The organism is Burkholderia territorii (assembly GCF_902833055.1).
GTDB lineage: Bacteria > Pseudomonadota > Gammaproteobacteria > Burkholderiales > Burkholderiaceae > Burkholderia > Burkholderia territorii.
On the sequence record NZ_CADFEJ010000022.1, the window covers coordinates 69,253 to 83,206 of the forward strand.

A 13,954-nucleotide genomic window follows, 5' to 3' on the forward strand; every position below is an offset into this window, starting at 1 on the left:
TCGGCATCGCGACCGCTTCACTGTGCGGGCATCGCGCAAGGGAGCCGTTGATCTGAGTCAAGTGCGCGAAAACCCTGCTCCGTAGACTGGATTGCACTGGCGGTTCCCCCGTCGATGGAGCGATTCCGATGAGCTACAAGAGCATAGTCGTGCACCTCGATTCGAGCGCCCGCGCGCATTCGCGGCTCGAATTCGCGTTGCATCTCGCCCGGCGCTTCGGTGCGCACCTGACCGGCCTGTACGCGGTCTACACACCGGAACCGAATTCGTTCTACGTGATGGCCGGTTCCGCCGATTACTTCCGCGAGCACCGCGAACAGCGCGACGAACGGCGCGCCGCGCTGGAGCGCCTGTTCCATGCGGAGACGGCCCGCGCGAAAGTGGCGGCCGCATGGGTGCACGCCGACGATCGCGCGAACCTGGCCGTGCCGCGCGCCGCACGCCTGGCCGATCTCGTGATCGCGGGCCAGAGCGATCCGAACGATCCCGAGACCTTCATCGACGACCAGTTTCCCGAAAACCTCGTGCTGTCCGCCGGTCGGCCGGTGCTGTTCATGCCGTACACCGGCGAGTTCCCGTCGATCGGCGAACGCGTGTTCGTCGCGTGGGACGGCAGCCGGGAAGCGGCCCGCGCCGCGCACGATGCGATTCCCTTTCTCGAACACGCGAAGCGCACGACGATCGCCGCCGTGGTCGACGGCGATTCGGAAGCGGCCGCCATGCGCATTCCGGCCGCCGATGCCGCGCTGATGCTGGCGCGCCACGCACGCGACGTGAACGTGCTCGATATCGACGCGGGCACCGGCTCGGCGGTCGGCGACACGCTGCTGTCGCGCGCCTACGAAAGCGGCTCCGACCTGCTCGTGATGGGCGCCTACGGGCATTCGCGCTGGCGTGAGCTGGTGATGGGCGGCGCCACGCGCACGGTGCTGGCGTCGATGACGCTGCCGGTGCTGATGTCGCACTGAGCCGGCCGATGCGTACGCTTGCATTGCTCGTCGTCAACGCCGGTTCGTCGAGCGTCAAGTTCTCGATCTTCGCGCATCCGCCGCACGGCGATCCCGCGCGGCGGCCGTTGCACGACGGCGAGGCGGTCGCGGCCGGCAACGGCGTGTCGATCCGCTTCGACGCCGATCCGGAGGGTTCGCTGCCGCTCGTCGACGGCGATCCCTACCGCGCGGTGCTCGCGCAGATCGCGATGTGGATCCGCGTGAAATTGCCGCACGTGACGCTGGGCGCGATCGCACACCGCGTCGTGCACGGCGGCGCGCGATACGTGGAGCCGGTGGTCGTCGACGACGATGTGCTGGCCGCGCTGCGCACGCTGACGCCGCTGGCGCCGTTGCATCAGCCGCACAGCCTGGATGCGATCGACGTGCTGCGCGACGCGTTTCCGGACGTCCCGCAGATTGCCGTGTTCGACACGGCGTTTCATCGCACGCTGCCGCGCGTCGAGCAGTTGCTGCCGTTGCCGCACGCGTGGTTCGACCAGGGCGTGCGCCGCTACGGGTTCCATGGTCTGTCGTACGAATACCTGTCCGTCGCGCTCGCCGAATCGTTCGGCGAACGTGCGCATGGCCGCGTGATCGCCGCCCATCTCGGCAGCGGCGCGAGCCTGTGCGCGCTGCGCGACGGCCGCAGCGTCGCGACGACCATGGGCTTCTCCGCGCTCGACGGATTGATGATGAGCACCCGCTGCGGGACGCTCGACCCCGGCGTCGTCCTGCACCTGCTCGAGGTCGGCAAGCTGTCAGGCGATGCACTGGGCCACATGCTGTATCACGAGTCCGGGCTCAAGGGCCTGTCGGGGGCATCCGGCGACCCGCGCGTGCTGCTCGCGTGCGAGGCGGCCGGAGACGAGCCGGCACGCGACGCGCTGGCGCTGTATGTCCACCGCATCGTGCGCGAGACGGGCGCGCTGACCGCGCTGCTCGGCGGCCTCGACATGCTGGTCTTCACGGCCGGCATCGGCGAACACTCGGCGCAATTGCGCGCGCGGATCTGCGCGTCGCTCGGCTGGCTCGGCATCGCGCTCGACGCGCGCGCGAATGCGGAGCATGCGCATGTCGTGTCGTGCGCGTCGAGCGCGGTCACGGTAGTCGTCGAGCCGACCAACGAAGCATGGGTCGCGGCGCGCGCCGCGGTGCGCGTGCTGCGCGGCAACCGCGACGGTTGATCCAGATCAGCGCGCTCGGCGTGCGCGCGCCGATGATGACTGCATCAACATCCGTTCTAGGGGAAGGTCATGTACTCGAACATTCTGGTTGCGCTCGACGGCAGCGATACGTCGTCCCGCGCACTCGACGCCGCGCTGAACCTCGCGTCGGAGACGGGTGCGCGGCTGACCCCGGTCTACGTCGTCGATTTTCTCGTGCCGGCCTACGACACGTACGGATACGACCCGTCGATTCTCGTCGACGCATTCCGCGAGGAAGGGCTGCGCGTGACGGAGGATGCGGCGAAGCGCATGAAGGCGCGCGACGTGGCCGGCACGCCGCAGATCTCCAATGTCGCGCCGGCGGGCGAAGACGTCGCGCAACGCATCGTCGGCCTTGCCGGCGAGCTCAACGCCGACCTGATCGTGATCGGCACGCACGGCCGGCGCGGCTTTCGCCGGGTCGTCCTCGGCAGCGTGGCCGAGCGCGTGCTGCGTCAGGCCAGGTGCCCGGTCCTGATGATTCCGGCGAGCTGCGCGGGGACCGCGTCCGCCGCAACCACCGCGGCATCAACCGAAAAGGAGCCGTCATGAGCTACAAGACCCTGCTCGTCCATCTCGACGACAGCGAGCGCTGTGCGACGCGCGTCGATCTCGCGCTCGAACTCGCGGGACGCTGGAATGCCCATCTGATCGGCCTCTACGTGGTCTGCCAGGACCTGTTCGAACCGTTGCGGCGGCCCGACGAACCGCTGAAGCTGGCCGTCTACGAACGTCTGTGCGAACAGCGGCGCAAGGAAGCCGAGGAGCGCTTCCTCGCCGCCGCCGAGCGCGCGGGCCGCAACAAGGTCGAATGGCAGGCGCCGACCGGCAACGCGACCGAGGCGGCGGTTCTCCATGCGCGCCATGCGGATCTGCTGGTGCTCGGCCAGGAAGACCCCGACGACCGCATGACCTACGTGGCTCGCCATTTCGTCGAGGACGTCGTGATGGGCAGCGGGCGTCCGGCACTCGTCGTGCCGTATGCGGGCGACGTGCGAACGCTCGGCGAAAACGTGCTGATCGGCTGGGACGGCGGCCGCGAAGCCGCCCGCGCGATGGCCGATGCGCTGCCGCTGCTCGCCCGCGCGCGCTTCGTCAACGTCGAGACGGTCACCCACGGGCGCCCCGATCCGGACAAGACGCCGGCGGGCGTCGACGTTGCCGCGTATCTCGAACGGCACGGCGTTCGCGCATCGTTCTCGACCACGCCGCGCGAACGGTCGGTGAGCGTGGGCGCGACGCTGCTGAACCGGGTGACCGACCTGCATGCGGATCTGCTGGTGATGGGCCTGTACAGCCATGCGCGCATGCACGAGCGCGTGCTGGGCGGCGCGACGCGCACGATCCTCGAGACGATGACCGTGCCGGTCCTGCTGTCTCACTGACGCAGCAAAAGCGGGCAGCCGCTGGCGACTGCCCGCCTCGTGCCGCTCACAGCACGCCGGCGCACGCGCCGGGCCCTTCCCTTACGACCAGCACCGGCCGGTCCGCGATGCGCACGAGCGATTCGGCGACGCTGCCGAGCAACGCACGGCGCACGCCGCGCCGGCCATGCGTGCCCATCACGATCAGATCCGCATCGCATTCGGCCGCGGCGCGCGCCAGCACGTTCGATATGTCCGCTCCGCACGCGTCGATCGTTTGCGCGATGCCGCGCACGCCGGAGAGCCGGAATGCGGTTTCCGCATCCGAGACCGCGATCGCGGCCTTGTCCGCGTCCAGTCCGCCCGGGTCGCGCCGGTCGATATAGCCGCTGTCGACGTCGGCCAGCCGCGGCGCATCCGATACCACGCACATCGCGATGACGAGGCTGCCCGACTCGCGGGCGAGCGCGATCGCCTCGTCGAGCGCGAGCCGCGCACCGCGGCTGCCGTCGAGTGCCGCAAAAATCCTTCGATACATGGTGCCTCCGTGCTTCAGGCCGGGTTCGACCGGTTCGTGAAACCAGTCTGATCGCGGCGGGCGCCGTTCCGTTGATACGGGTCAAGCACGCGCGGCGCCGCGTGTCCACAGCGGCCCCGATTGGCGAACGTCGGTAAACCGCGCACAATTCAGCGCAATATTGCAGTCGCAGCCCGCCCCGCCGTTCGTGCCTCGCGTCCGGGCCGCCGCCAGCCAGCCACCGACGAGCTCCGTCAGGATGAACGGCAATGACAACGAATCCGCCCCCCTTCGGGGCCGGGCCGGCGTCACGCCGGGCCCGGCCCGCGCGATATGCAGCGATGGCCGCGCTGCTGACGCTGGCGCTTGGCCTGACTGCAACGTTCGCGGCCTCCCGGGTGTTGCAGAACGAGGCACGCGACGCCGCCCAGGCGAAATTCGAGCAAACCGCGACACTAGCGACGGCCGACCTTCAGCGCACGCTGCTCGGCGCGGCCGTGTTGTTGCGCAGCGCACGCGGCTTCGCGGCGAACTTGCCGGCCCCGCAATCCGGGGCCGCATGGCGCGGCTATCTCGCCAGTCTGAATCTGGACGGATTGCAGTCGCCGATCCGCAGTCTCGGGAGAATCGAGCCGAGCGCGGCGGAGGACACCGAGGCAACCCGGCAGGCGCTGCAGCGCGCGGCGCAAACCGGCCGGGTCGCGCTCGCCGCGAACGCGTTCCAGGACAGCACCGATGCGGCGATCGCCCGGACGGAACTGACGCTGTATCTGCCGATTTATGCAAACGCCGGAGACATTGCTTCGTCCGCGCCGCGGCATGCGGCGGCAACCGGGTACGTTTATGCCGCGCTGAATGCGGATCGCCTCGTCGATCCGTCGGTTCTCGCTCGGTTGCATCTGGAGATCACGGCCGACGATCCGGCCGCGCCCGTGTATTCCGGAGGCTTCGGCGCGGGCGACTCGACGGCCGAGCGCGACACGCTCCGGCGAACCGATACGCTGACGTTCGGCGGCACGCCGCTCGCGCTGCGCTACAGCGCGCCGCGCGCCGACACGTCCGACGTCGTGATGGCCGTCCTGCTGGCCGGCACCGTGCTCTCGGTGACGCTGGCCGCGCTCGTGCAGCGGGTCGTCGCGACGCGCGGGCCCGCCGGTACGCCCGTCGGCGACAGCCCACCCACCGAAGCGCGGATGATGGGCATCATCCGGTCGTCGATGGAGGCCATCATCACCGTCGACGAAAGCCAGACGATCGTGATCTTCAACCCGGCGGCCGAACAGGTGTTCGGCGTCTCGGCGATGGAGGCGATCGGTGCGCCGCTGTCCCGTTTCATCCCCGAGCGCTTCCGTGCCGCGCACGCGCGGCACGTCGAGCAATTCGGCGTGACGGGCGTGTCGGAGCGTCAGATGGGACGGCAACGCGTGCTGTTCGGCTTGCGCGGCGACGGCACCGAGTTTCCGATCGAGGCGTCGATCTCGCAGATTCGCGACGGCACCGGCAAGCTGTACACGGTCATGCTGCGGGACGTGACCGAGCGGGTGCGAGCGGAAAACGCGCTCAAGCAGTCGCGCGAGGAGCTGCGCGAGCTGTCCGCCAACCTGCAGAACGTCCGGGAAGAAGAAAAAACGCGCATTGCGCGCGAACTGCACGACGACCTCGGCCAGCAACTTACCGCGCTGAAGATGGACCTCTCGGCCGTCGAGCTGGGGCTCGCGGGCATCGTCGCGCCCAACACCGGCGTGCGCGAGCAGTTGGGCGGCATGCACCGGCTGATCGATTCGATCGTGGCGTCCGTGCGACGCATCGCGGCCGATCTGCGGCCGGTGATGCTCGACGACCTGGGCCTCGTGCCGGCGATCGAATGGCTTGCAAACGATTTCACGCGCCGCTACCGGATCACGGTCGACCGTGAGCTGCCGCCCGTCGACACCGCGTTCACGAGCGCCGGCGCGACCACGTTGTTCCGCATCGTGCAGGAGGCGCTGACCAATGTCGCGCGGCACTCGGACGCGACGAACGTGACGCTGGCATTGAAAGTGGAAGGCGGATACTGCATGCTGCGCATCGCGGACAACGGTCACGGCGCGCCCGTGCACGCCGGCAACGTGCAGGACCGCCCGTCGTTCGGGCTGATCGGCATCCGCGAGCGCGCGCACATGCTCGACGGTACGGTGACGATCGACAACCGGCCGGGCGCGGGATTCACGATCACCGTGGCGCTGCCGCTTCACGCCATCCAGCAAGGAGATGTGCTGTCATGATCAGGGTACTCATCGCCGACGACCACGCGCTCGTGCGGGACGGCCTTCGGCACATCCTGCAGAGCGCGAGCGGTTTCGAGGTCGTCGGGGAAGCGCAGGACAGCGCGTCGACGATCGCGCTGATGCGCGACACGGACGCCGACGTGCTGGTGCTCGACCTGTCGATGCCGGGCCGCAACGGTGTCGAGCTCATCAAGCAGATCAAGGACGAGAAGCCGGGATTGCATATCCTCGTGCTGACGATGCATGCCGAACAGCAATATGCGGTGCGCGCATTCCGTGCGGGTGCGTCGGGCTACATGACCAAGGAAAGTGCCAGCGCCGAACTGGTCGCCGCATTGACCAAGATCGCGGCTGGCGGCGTGTACGTGAGCCTGACCATGGCCGAGCAGTTCGCGCAAAGCCTGAACGAGCCGACCGATCTGCTGCCGCACCAGCGCCTGTCCGACCGCGAGTTCGATGTCTTCCGGCGCGTCACCACCGGCGAGTCGATTTCCGAAATCGCGCAGGCGCTCTGCGTCAGCGTGAAGACGGTCAGCACATACAAGACGCGAATCCTCGAGAAGATGCAGATGCCGAACGACACGGCACTCGTGCGCTACGCGATGCGCCACAAGCTGTTCGAGGACCCGGACGAGCTCTGACGGCGGCATCGCGCGCGGTCGCGTCGCCGCCCGTACCTCCGGAAAGCGTCCGTGGCGACGGTCGGGCCGGCGCGGCAGCGCCGCACCCGCGATCCGCGTGCGGCGCACGCCGGCGGCGATCGCGACAAGTTGCCGCGCCTCTGTAGGAATCCTCCTACAAGACTTCCCTCTCACCTACTCCAACTTCAATTCCGGCTGATTTTCTTGACCCCGCGCAACATCCATACTGCACATCAAGAAAAACGAACCATCGTGCCTCCCGGAGCCAAGGCTGCACCATCGTCGAGACCGGCGTAACGGTCTGCTGGCGTGTCCGGCGGGGCTTTCCCGACAGGAAGGCGGCAGACACCAAGGCCGCCGGTACAACGGCCAGCGCGACCCCCGCCCGACGGCGAATCGCCGCTGCCCCCGAACTGGAGCCGATCATGCAGAGCAGTGCCGAAGTCACGACGACCATGCCGTTACGCCCGTTCATCCCGCTGCATCCGGTCGAACCCGCCGATCAGCCCAAGCGCGCCGCATCCCGCTGCTCGACCTGCGCGTTGCGTACCGTCTGCATGCCCTCCGACCTTTCGCCCGACGATTTCGCGCGCGTCGACGCGATGATCTGCACGACGCGACACGTCAGGCGCGGCGAAACGCTGTTCCGCGCGGGCGACGCATTCAACAGCATCTACGCGGTGAGAACCGGATCGTTCAAGACCATCGTCATGCATCGCGACGGCGACGAGCAGATCACCGGCTTCCAGATCGTCGGCGAATCGCTGGGGCTCGACGGCGTGCACACCGGGCACCACAACGGCGACGCGATCGCGCTCGAGGACAGCACGGTCTGCATCATCCCGTTCGGGCAGCTCGAGCAGATGTGCCGCGAAGTGCGGCCGATGCAGCATCACGTGTATCAGATGATGAGCGGCGAGATCGTGCGCGAGTCCTCGCAGATGCTGCTGCTCGGCACGATGAGCGCCGAGCAGCGGGTAGCCGCGTTCCTGCTGAATCTCTCCGCGCGCTTCAAGGCGCGCGGTTACTCGGCTGCGGAATTCGTGCTGCGGATGACGCGCGACGAGATCGGCGAATATCTCGGGATGAAGCTCGAAACGGTCAGCCGCATGCTGTCGAAGTTCCAGCACAAGGGGCTCGTCGCGACGCAGGGCAAGCAGATCCGGATCGTCGATTCGGACGGCCTGCGGCAGATTTGAGTACGCGGAGAAGCCGCCGAGCGAATCAACCGCGCATGGCCAGCACGGCGGCGCCGGATACGCGCCCGCCGCGCAGGTCGTCGAGCACGCGGTTCGCATCGGCCAGCGCATAGCGCACCGCGTCGACCCGCAGCGGCATCGCGGCGGCGATCCGCATGAATTCGACCGCGTCCGCCCGCGTCAGGTTGGCCACGGACGCGATGCGGCGCTCGCCCCACAGCCATGCGTACGGAAAGCCCGGGATGTCGCTCATGTGAATGCCGCCGCACACGACGATCCCGCCCTTGTCGAGCGCGCGCAACGCGGCGGGCACCAGCGCACCCACCGGCGCGAAAATCAGCGCGGCATCGAGCGGCTCCGGCGGCGCTTCGTCGCTGCCGCCGGCCCAGGCGGCGCCCAGCGACAGCGCGAACTGCTGCGCCGCCGTGTCGCCGGGCTTCGTCAGCGCGAACACCTTGCGCCCTTCGGCATGTGCGACCTGCGCGACGAGATGCGCCGCCGCCCCGAAACCGTAGATGCCGATGCGGCGTGCGGCGCCCGCCATGCGCAAGGTTCGATAACCGATCAGGCCCGCGCACAGGAGCGGCGCCGCCTCCAGATCCGCATAGCGTTGCGGCAGATGCACGCAATAACGGTGGTCGGCGACCACGCGTTCGGCATAGCCGCCATCGATCGTATAGCCGGTGAAACCGGGGCTGTCGCACAGGTTCTCTCGGCCGGACGTGCAATACGCGCAATGCCCGCAGGTCGAGCCCAACCATGGAACGCCGACCCGGTCGCCCACCGTGAAGCCCGTCACGCCTTCGCCCAGCCGGCGCACCGTGCCGACGATTTCGTGCCCCGGAATCAGCGGCAACTTCGGGTGCGCGAGCTCGCCGTCGACCACATGAAGATCCGTCCGGCATACGCCGCATGCGTGTACGTCGATCAGCAGCTGGCCCGCCGCGGGCGACGGATCCGGCACGTGCGCTTCGCGCAAATGCGGTGTCGTGCCGTCAAACATCATCGCAAGCATGCTTGCCTCCCTGCGCGACCGGTGTCGCGCGACTCACGTTCCAAGGCTAGCCGTCGGCCGGCGCGCGTGTCGGGCCCGATGACGGGCGCTTGACGTGGGTCAACGCCCGCCGGACGGTTGCTGACACGATGAAGTGGCGTGATGCCGCCCGCGCGGCAACCTGGAGATGATCGATGATATCCGTTCCCCCGCTTGCCGCAAGCGCCCGTCCCGACCATCAGTTGCGGGAGTTGCTGGGCTACGCGGTGCTGGCGCCGTCCAGTCACAATTCGCAGCCGTGGCGCTTCCTGGTCAACGGCGCGACGATTTCCGTGTGCGCGGACCGCGTTCGCGCGTTGCCCGTCGTCGATCCGTTCGATCGCGAACTGATCATCAGCTGCGGCGCGGCGTTGCTCAACCTGCGTGTCGCGCTCGATCATGCCGGGCTCGCCCACACGATCAGGACGTTTCCTTCCGAGGTCGATCCCGATCTGCTGGCGCTCGTCCGGGTCTGCGACGACGGCTATTTCGATGCGTCCCTCGGCGCGTTGTTCGATGCGATTCCGAATCGCGTCACGACGCGTGCGCCATTCGAATCGACCGCCGTGCCCGACGAGATCCAGCATGAATTGATCGCGGCCGGCGTCGCGGAAGGCGCCGATGTCGCGTGCGTCGATTCGATCGCGCATCGCGCGCGCGTCGCGGAGCTGGTGGCGGAGGCCGACCGTCAGCAGTTCGCGGACCCGCGCTTCCGGCGCGAGCTGGCGAGCTGGATCGATCCGCGCCGCCACGTCGACGGCATGCCGGCATTCGCGGCCGGCGTGCCGACGTTGCTGGACTTCGCCGCGCCCGTGGCGACGATGGCGGTACGAACCTTCGATCTCGGCAACGGGCTGGCCGCGCTGCATCACCAGCTCGTCGGCGCATCGCCGTTGATCGTGTGCATCGCGACCGTGCGCGACGATCGCGAAGCATGGCTTGCGGCCGGCCAGGCGCTCGAGCGCATCCTGCTCGTCGCGACGCGCGCGGGTTATACCGCGTCGTACCTGAACCAGCCGATCGAGACGGCCGGGTTGCGTGCCCATCTGCGCCACATGCTCGGGCTGCGCGGCGAGCCGCAGTTGCTGCTGCGTGTCGGACGCGGTCCGCATACACCGCATTCGCCGCGTCGTCCGCTCGACGAAGTGGTCTCCTTCTCCTGATCCCGACAAGGAAATGAACATGAGGATCATCCGTGCCGCGGCCGTTTGCGCGCTCGCCGTGACGGCCGGCATGGCCGCCGCGCAGACGACCGTGCCCGAGCCGACCGAGCTCGTCAATGCGCAGCACTGCATGTTCTGTCATACACCCGACATGACGTTCCTCGGACCGTCGTTTCACGAGATCGCCGAGCGCTATCGTGGCGATCCGCGTGCCGCCGCGGAGCTGGAACGCAAGCTGCGCGTCGGCGGCCGTGCGCATTGGGGCGACACGCCGATGCCGTCTGCCGTCGATCGCGGCGGCCCATTGTCCGCCGACGACGCGCATCGGCTCGTGCAATGGGTGCTGAGCCAGTGACCGGCGCGCGGCGCTTACGTTGATGTCGACGCCACGCACACGGGCTGCGGCCGGCATCGCGAAAGGCAGCGCACGCCGTCGTCCCGCAACCGTCGCGACGATCGCGAAGGCGCGCGGCAAGCGGCTGCGCGCGAGACCGGATGCGACCGAGCGCAAGGGGGCCGTCAAGCCAGTGTCGCGCCGCAGGCCGCGTGTCGTCCCACGCACGAACCGCACGCCGGCCGACGAAGACGCGACCCTTCTGCAAGGCTCGGGCATGCGCGGCATCCGGCTGCAACTCGACTACTGGAAGGCCGAGGAGCGCCTGCAGAACGAACGGATCGGGCATGCGGTCGTGATCTACGGCAGCACGCGCATCGTCGCGCCGTCGATCGCGAACGCGCGGCTGCACGAAGCGAACCGCCTGCTTGCGGAACGTCCGCGCGACGCGAGCCGGCAGCGCGCGGTCACGATCGCCAGCCGCCTCGTCGAACAGAGCGTGTATTACCGCGTCGCGCGCGAGTTCGGGCGTATCGTCGCCCATGCCGACCGCTGCACGCGCACCGCGCGGCTCGCCATCGTCACCGGCGGCGGCCCCGGCATCATGGAGGCCGCCAATCGCGGCGCCTACGAGCGCGGCGCGCCCAGCATCGGCTTCAATATCGAGCTGCCGCGCGAACAGGCGCCGAATCCGTACCTCACGCCGGCGCTCTGCTTCCGGTTCCACTACTTCGCGATCCGCAAGCTGCATCTGCTCGAGCGCGCGAAGGCGGCCGTCTTCTTCCCCGGCGGCTACGGCACGTTCGACGAGCTGTTCGAAGTGCTGACCCTGCTGCAAACGCGCAAGATCGCGCCGTTGCCGGTCATCCTCGTCGGCGAGGCGTACTGGCGCCGCGCGGTCGACCTGGCGTTTCTCGCGGATGAAGGGATGATCGACCGGCGCGACCTGGAGCTGTTCACGTATTGCGAATCCGCGGCGGCGATCTGGCACGCGATCGGCACCTGGTATGCGCGGCGCCGGGAGCGCGCGCCGGCGCGCTGCGACGCTTCGTCGAAGCCGCGCGCCGTGTAGGAATCCGCCGACGAAACGGGCGCGATTCCTACCGCCACTTCGGGGCCGGCTGATTGAATCGAGGGCGTGCGGCAACGATACTGAAATCACGGATACCGGCCGACCGGCACATCGACCGCACAACAACCAGGAGAGACGTCATGTCACACGCCGACTATCGTTCCGATTCGGGGATGCGGGCCGCCACATCCGATATGTACGACACAACCGGGCTCGACATGGTGGCACTCGTCGCGCTTGCCCGGGACGCCGGCATGCTGGTGACACTCGACGGTCAGATCGGCCGCGAGCGATACGAGAGCGTGACGGGATCGATCGCCACGCTGGCCCGCTTCGCCCAGGCGCTGCAGCTTTGCCCGCTCAAGGTCGCGTGATGCGCGGCGTCGCGGCGTCGCGCCTCGGTATTCGTCGCTGCGCGGTCTCGTGCGTCGCGCCGGAGGCAGCCATATTGCGATGAACGCCAGCGTGTCGGGGCAACGCAATGCTGTCGTCCCGACCTTCCCGCGAAAACCGCGATGAACCGCCCGTTATCCGCGCGGGTCGTCCGCATGCTTCCGGGCGTCGCGTTGCTCGCGAACTATCGGCGTGCGTGGCTTTCGCGCGACCTGTACGCGGGCCTTGCGCTTTCCGCCGTGCTGGTGCCGGTCGGCATGAGCTATGCAGAGGCAGCCGGGCTGCCTGCCATCACGGGCCTTTATGCGTCGATCGCTGCATTGCTCGCCTATGCGCTGCTCGGCCCGAGCCGGATCCTCGTGCTCGGCCCGGATTCCGCGCTGGCTGCGCTGATCGCCGGCGCCATCGCCCCGCTCGCCGCTCATGACCCGCAACGCGCGATCGCGCTGTCCGGCGCGCTGGCGCTGTCGGCCGGCGCGATCTGCATCCTGCTCGGTGCGCTCGGTCTCGGCTTCGTCACCGATCTGCTGTCGCGTCCGATCCAGTACGGTTACCTGAACGGCATCGCCATTGCGCTCGTGGCCGGGCGATTGCCCGAACTCTTCGGCATGCCCGTGTCGGGCAGCGACGTGTTTTCCAGCGTGACGCGCGTCGCGCATGCGTTCGTCGATGGCCGTTTTTCCATCTCGGCCGGTCTGCTCGGCATCGCGGTACTGGCGGCCATCTTCGTGATCAAGCGCGTGACGCCGCGCTCACCCGCGATATTGATCGCCGTGCTGGCCGCGACGCTCGTCGCCCGCCTGCCGCCGTTGCAAGGCGTCGCCATGATCGGCGCGTTGCCGGCCGGCATGCCGGTCCCGCGCCTGCCTTCCGTGTCGCTTGCCGATCTGGGCGCGCTCGCGTCCGGCGCGTTCGCGTCGTGAAGTCCACCTGAAAGTGTCATCCGACCGCCCTCCCGGCGCTGCGCGGCCTGCCGATCCGGCCGCCGGCCTTACTCGACTACCAGATCGTCGACGACGGCACGCACGCCGCGCGCCGACCACGCGGCTCCGCGCACGGCCTTGCGTTCGGAGAACGAGCCGACCTTGCCGGACAGCCGCACGGTGCCGTCGTGCACGTCGATCGCGATGTGCTTCGCCTCGCGCTCCGCGTGGCGCATGATCGCGCGCTTGATATTGCCGCCGATGTCGTCCGAACCGATCGTTCCCTGTACCGCGATGTGGTCGGTCACGCCCGTCACGCTGCGCATCTGCGAGATCGCGCGCACGGCCAGGTGGCTCTGGTACGCCCAGTCGACCCTGCCGGACAACGTGATCCAGCCGCGTTCGACCTGCACCTTGACCGCGTCGTCGTGCAGACCGACCGTCCAGTGCAGCACCGAACGCACAGCTTTCGCGATGTCCTCGTCGGTGCGCACGTCGTCGTCCGGCAGATGCACGGTCATGTCCACGACGAGTGCCTTGACGCCGGCCACGCGGTTGGCCGCGCGCTCGATCGCCAGTTTTTCCGCATAGCTCGGCGGGTGCCCGGAAAGCGTCACGATCCGGTCGGTCACCTCGACACCGATGCGCGTCGAATCGATCGACGGGTCGGACTCCAGTTCGTCCTGGACATCCTGCTTCAACTGCTTGTCGGTTTTCATCGTCTGCTTATATGAACGCCTCCCGTTTGCGACGGTTTTTCGTGTGTTCCGACTGCGACAGGATGGGTTGCAGCTTTATATCCGGGCTTGTTGCAGCCTGATGCGCTGCGGCCCACTATGAAATCCGCTGAC

General features: G+C 68.4%; 15 protein-coding genes. 12 read left to right on the forward strand and 3 right to left on the reverse strand.

Going from position 1 to position 13,954, the window contains the following annotated elements; all coding sequences use genetic code 11:
• Window positions 1-128 precede the first annotated feature (128 nt).
• The 4 genes from HW466_RS26715 (at window position 129) to HW466_RS26730 (ending at window position 3,582) form a co-directional block, all read left to right on the forward strand.
• On the forward strand, window positions 129-968 hold the full coding sequence (locus HW466_RS26715) for a universal stress protein (RefSeq protein ID WP_151005886.1): 840 nt from the start codon (window positions 129-131) through the stop codon (window positions 966-968).
• A gap of 8 nt (window positions 969-976) precedes the next feature.
• Window positions 977-2,176 (forward strand): acetate/propionate family kinase, encoded by a 1,200-nt coding sequence (locus HW466_RS26720; RefSeq protein ID WP_151005884.1) that lies wholly within the window; start codon window positions 977-979, stop codon window positions 2,174-2,176.
• Between the two features lie 69 nt (window positions 2,177-2,245).
• Window positions 2,246-2,749 (forward strand): universal stress protein, encoded by a 504-nt coding sequence (locus HW466_RS26725; RefSeq protein ID WP_059768751.1) that lies wholly within the window; start codon window positions 2,246-2,248, stop codon window positions 2,747-2,749.
• On the forward strand, window positions 2,746-3,582 hold the full coding sequence (locus tag HW466_RS26730) for a universal stress protein (protein WP_059768753.1): 837 nt from the start codon (window positions 2,746-2,748) through the stop codon (window positions 3,580-3,582). The genes HW466_RS26725 and HW466_RS26730 overlap by 4 nt, the downstream gene beginning before the upstream one ends.
• 46 nt (window positions 3,583-3,628) lie before the next feature.
• On the opposite strand, the gene HW466_RS26735 is transcribed toward HW466_RS26730, so the two are convergent.
• Window positions 3,629-4,099: a universal stress protein gene (locus HW466_RS26735; RefSeq protein WP_151005883.1), complete on the reverse strand. Its 471-nt coding sequence runs from the start codon at window positions 4,097-4,099 to the stop codon at window positions 3,629-3,631.
• Between the two features lie 248 nt (window positions 4,100-4,347).
• Here HW466_RS26735 and HW466_RS26740 point away from each other — a divergent pair, with 248 nt between their 5' ends.
• The 3 genes from HW466_RS26740 to fnr all read left to right on the forward strand — a co-directional run bounded on the left by HW466_RS26740 (window position 4,348) and on the right by fnr (window position 8,185).
• Window positions 4,348-6,342, forward strand: a complete 1,995-nt coding sequence (locus HW466_RS26740; protein ID WP_174905760.1) for a PAS domain S-box protein — start codon at window positions 4,348-4,350, stop codon at window positions 6,340-6,342.
• A complete protein-coding gene (locus tag HW466_RS26745; RefSeq protein WP_059768757.1) occupies window positions 6,339-6,986 on the forward strand; it encodes a response regulator in 648 nt (215 codons plus the stop codon). Before HW466_RS26740 ends, HW466_RS26745 begins: the two co-directional genes overlap by 4 nt.
• A gap of 425 nt (window positions 6,987-7,411) precedes the next feature.
• Window positions 7,412-8,185, forward strand: a complete 774-nt coding sequence (fnr, locus tag HW466_RS26750) for a fumarate/nitrate reduction transcriptional regulator Fnr (RefSeq protein WP_059792378.1) — start codon at window positions 7,412-7,414, stop codon at window positions 8,183-8,185.
• A 25-nt stretch (window positions 8,186-8,210) separates the two neighbouring features.
• Here the strand turns inward: fnr and HW466_RS26755 are convergent, their stop codons facing one another.
• A complete protein-coding gene (locus HW466_RS26755; RefSeq protein WP_151005387.1) occupies window positions 8,211-9,200 on the reverse strand; it encodes a zinc-dependent alcohol dehydrogenase family protein in 990 nt (329 codons plus the stop codon).
• Between the two features lie 173 nt (window positions 9,201-9,373).
• Between HW466_RS26755 and HW466_RS26760 the strand changes: the two genes are divergently transcribed.
• The 5 genes from HW466_RS26760 to HW466_RS26780 all read left to right on the forward strand — a co-directional run bounded on the left by HW466_RS26760 (window position 9,374) and on the right by HW466_RS26780 (window position 13,103).
• Complete coding sequence (locus HW466_RS26760) at window positions 9,374-10,381, forward strand: Acg family FMN-binding oxidoreductase (RefSeq protein ID WP_059809564.1); 1,008 nt, start codon at window positions 9,374-9,376, stop codon at window positions 10,379-10,381.
• 19 nt (window positions 10,382-10,400) lie between these two features.
• Window positions 10,401-10,736: a c-type cytochrome gene (locus tag HW466_RS26765; protein WP_059869100.1), complete on the forward strand. Its 336-nt coding sequence runs from the start codon at window positions 10,401-10,403 to the stop codon at window positions 10,734-10,736.
• A 22-nt stretch (window positions 10,737-10,758) separates the two neighbouring features.
• The gene (locus HW466_RS26770; RefSeq protein ID WP_151005385.1) at window positions 10,759-11,787 is read left to right on the forward strand and encodes an LOG family protein; all 1,029 of its coding nucleotides are present in this window, start codon (window positions 10,759-10,761) and stop codon (window positions 11,785-11,787) included.
• A gap of 173 nt (window positions 11,788-11,960) precedes the next feature.
• On the forward strand, window positions 11,961-12,161 hold the full coding sequence (locus HW466_RS26775; RefSeq protein WP_390885674.1) for a hypothetical protein: 201 nt from the start codon (window positions 11,961-11,963) through the stop codon (window positions 12,159-12,161).
• A gap of 141 nt (window positions 12,162-12,302) precedes the next feature.
• Window positions 12,303-13,103 (forward strand): SulP family inorganic anion transporter, encoded by an 801-nt coding sequence (locus HW466_RS26780; RefSeq protein WP_239006088.1) that lies wholly within the window; start codon window positions 12,303-12,305, stop codon window positions 13,101-13,103.
• 68 nt (window positions 13,104-13,171) lie between these two features.
• Here HW466_RS26780 and HW466_RS26785 read toward each other — a convergent pair whose 3' ends face one another.
• Window positions 13,172-13,822 carry a BON domain-containing protein gene (locus HW466_RS26785; RefSeq protein ID WP_151005383.1) on the reverse strand — a complete coding sequence of 217 codons (651 nt, stop codon included), beginning with the start codon at window positions 13,820-13,822 and terminating at the stop codon, window positions 13,172-13,174.
• Window positions 13,823-13,954: the final 132 nt, after the last annotated feature.

Bases quoted from the DNA above. Each gene is read 5' to 3' on its own strand.
- HW466_RS26720 (WP_151005884.1), top strand. From the start codon at position 977: ATGCGTACGCTTGCATTGCTCGTCGTCAACGCCGGTTCGTCGAGCGTC.
- HW466_RS26780 (WP_239006088.1), top strand. From the start codon at position 12,303: ATGAACCGCCCGTTATCCGCGCGGGTCGTCCGCATGCTTCCGGGCGTC.
- HW466_RS26785 (WP_151005383.1), bottom strand. From the start codon at position 13,822: ATGAAAACCGACAAGCAGTTGAAGCAGGATGTCCAGGACGAACTGGAG.
- HW466_RS26745 (WP_059768757.1), top strand. From the start codon at position 6,339: ATGATCAGGGTACTCATCGCCGACGACCACGCGCTCGTGCGGGACGGC.
- HW466_RS26775 (WP_390885674.1), top strand. From the start codon at position 11,961: ATGCGGGCCGCCACATCCGATATGTACGACACAACCGGGCTCGACATG.
- HW466_RS26765 (WP_059869100.1), top strand. From the start codon at position 10,401: ATGAGGATCATCCGTGCCGCGGCCGTTTGCGCGCTCGCCGTGACGGCC.
- HW466_RS26735 (WP_151005883.1), bottom strand. From the start codon at position 4,099: ATGTATCGAAGGATTTTTGCGGCACTCGACGGCAGCCGCGGTGCGCGG.
- HW466_RS26755 (WP_151005387.1), bottom strand. From the start codon at position 9,200: ATGCTTGCGATGATGTTTGACGGCACGACACCGCATTTGCGCGAAGCG.
- fnr (WP_059792378.1), top strand. From the start codon at position 7,412: ATGCAGAGCAGTGCCGAAGTCACGACGACCATGCCGTTACGCCCGTTC.
- HW466_RS26760 (WP_059809564.1), top strand. From the start codon at position 9,374: ATGATATCCGTTCCCCCGCTTGCCGCAAGCGCCCGTCCCGACCATCAG.
- HW466_RS26725 (WP_059768751.1), top strand. From the start codon at position 2,246: ATGTACTCGAACATTCTGGTTGCGCTCGACGGCAGCGATACGTCGTCC.
- HW466_RS26730 (WP_059768753.1), top strand. From the start codon at position 2,746: ATGAGCTACAAGACCCTGCTCGTCCATCTCGACGACAGCGAGCGCTGT.
- HW466_RS26715 (WP_151005886.1), top strand. From the start codon at position 129: ATGAGCTACAAGAGCATAGTCGTGCACCTCGATTCGAGCGCCCGCGCG.
- HW466_RS26740 (WP_174905760.1), top strand. From the start codon at position 4,348: ATGACAACGAATCCGCCCCCCTTCGGGGCCGGGCCGGCGTCACGCCGG.
- HW466_RS26770 (WP_151005385.1), top strand. From the start codon at position 10,759: ATGTCGACGCCACGCACACGGGCTGCGGCCGGCATCGCGAAAGGCAGC.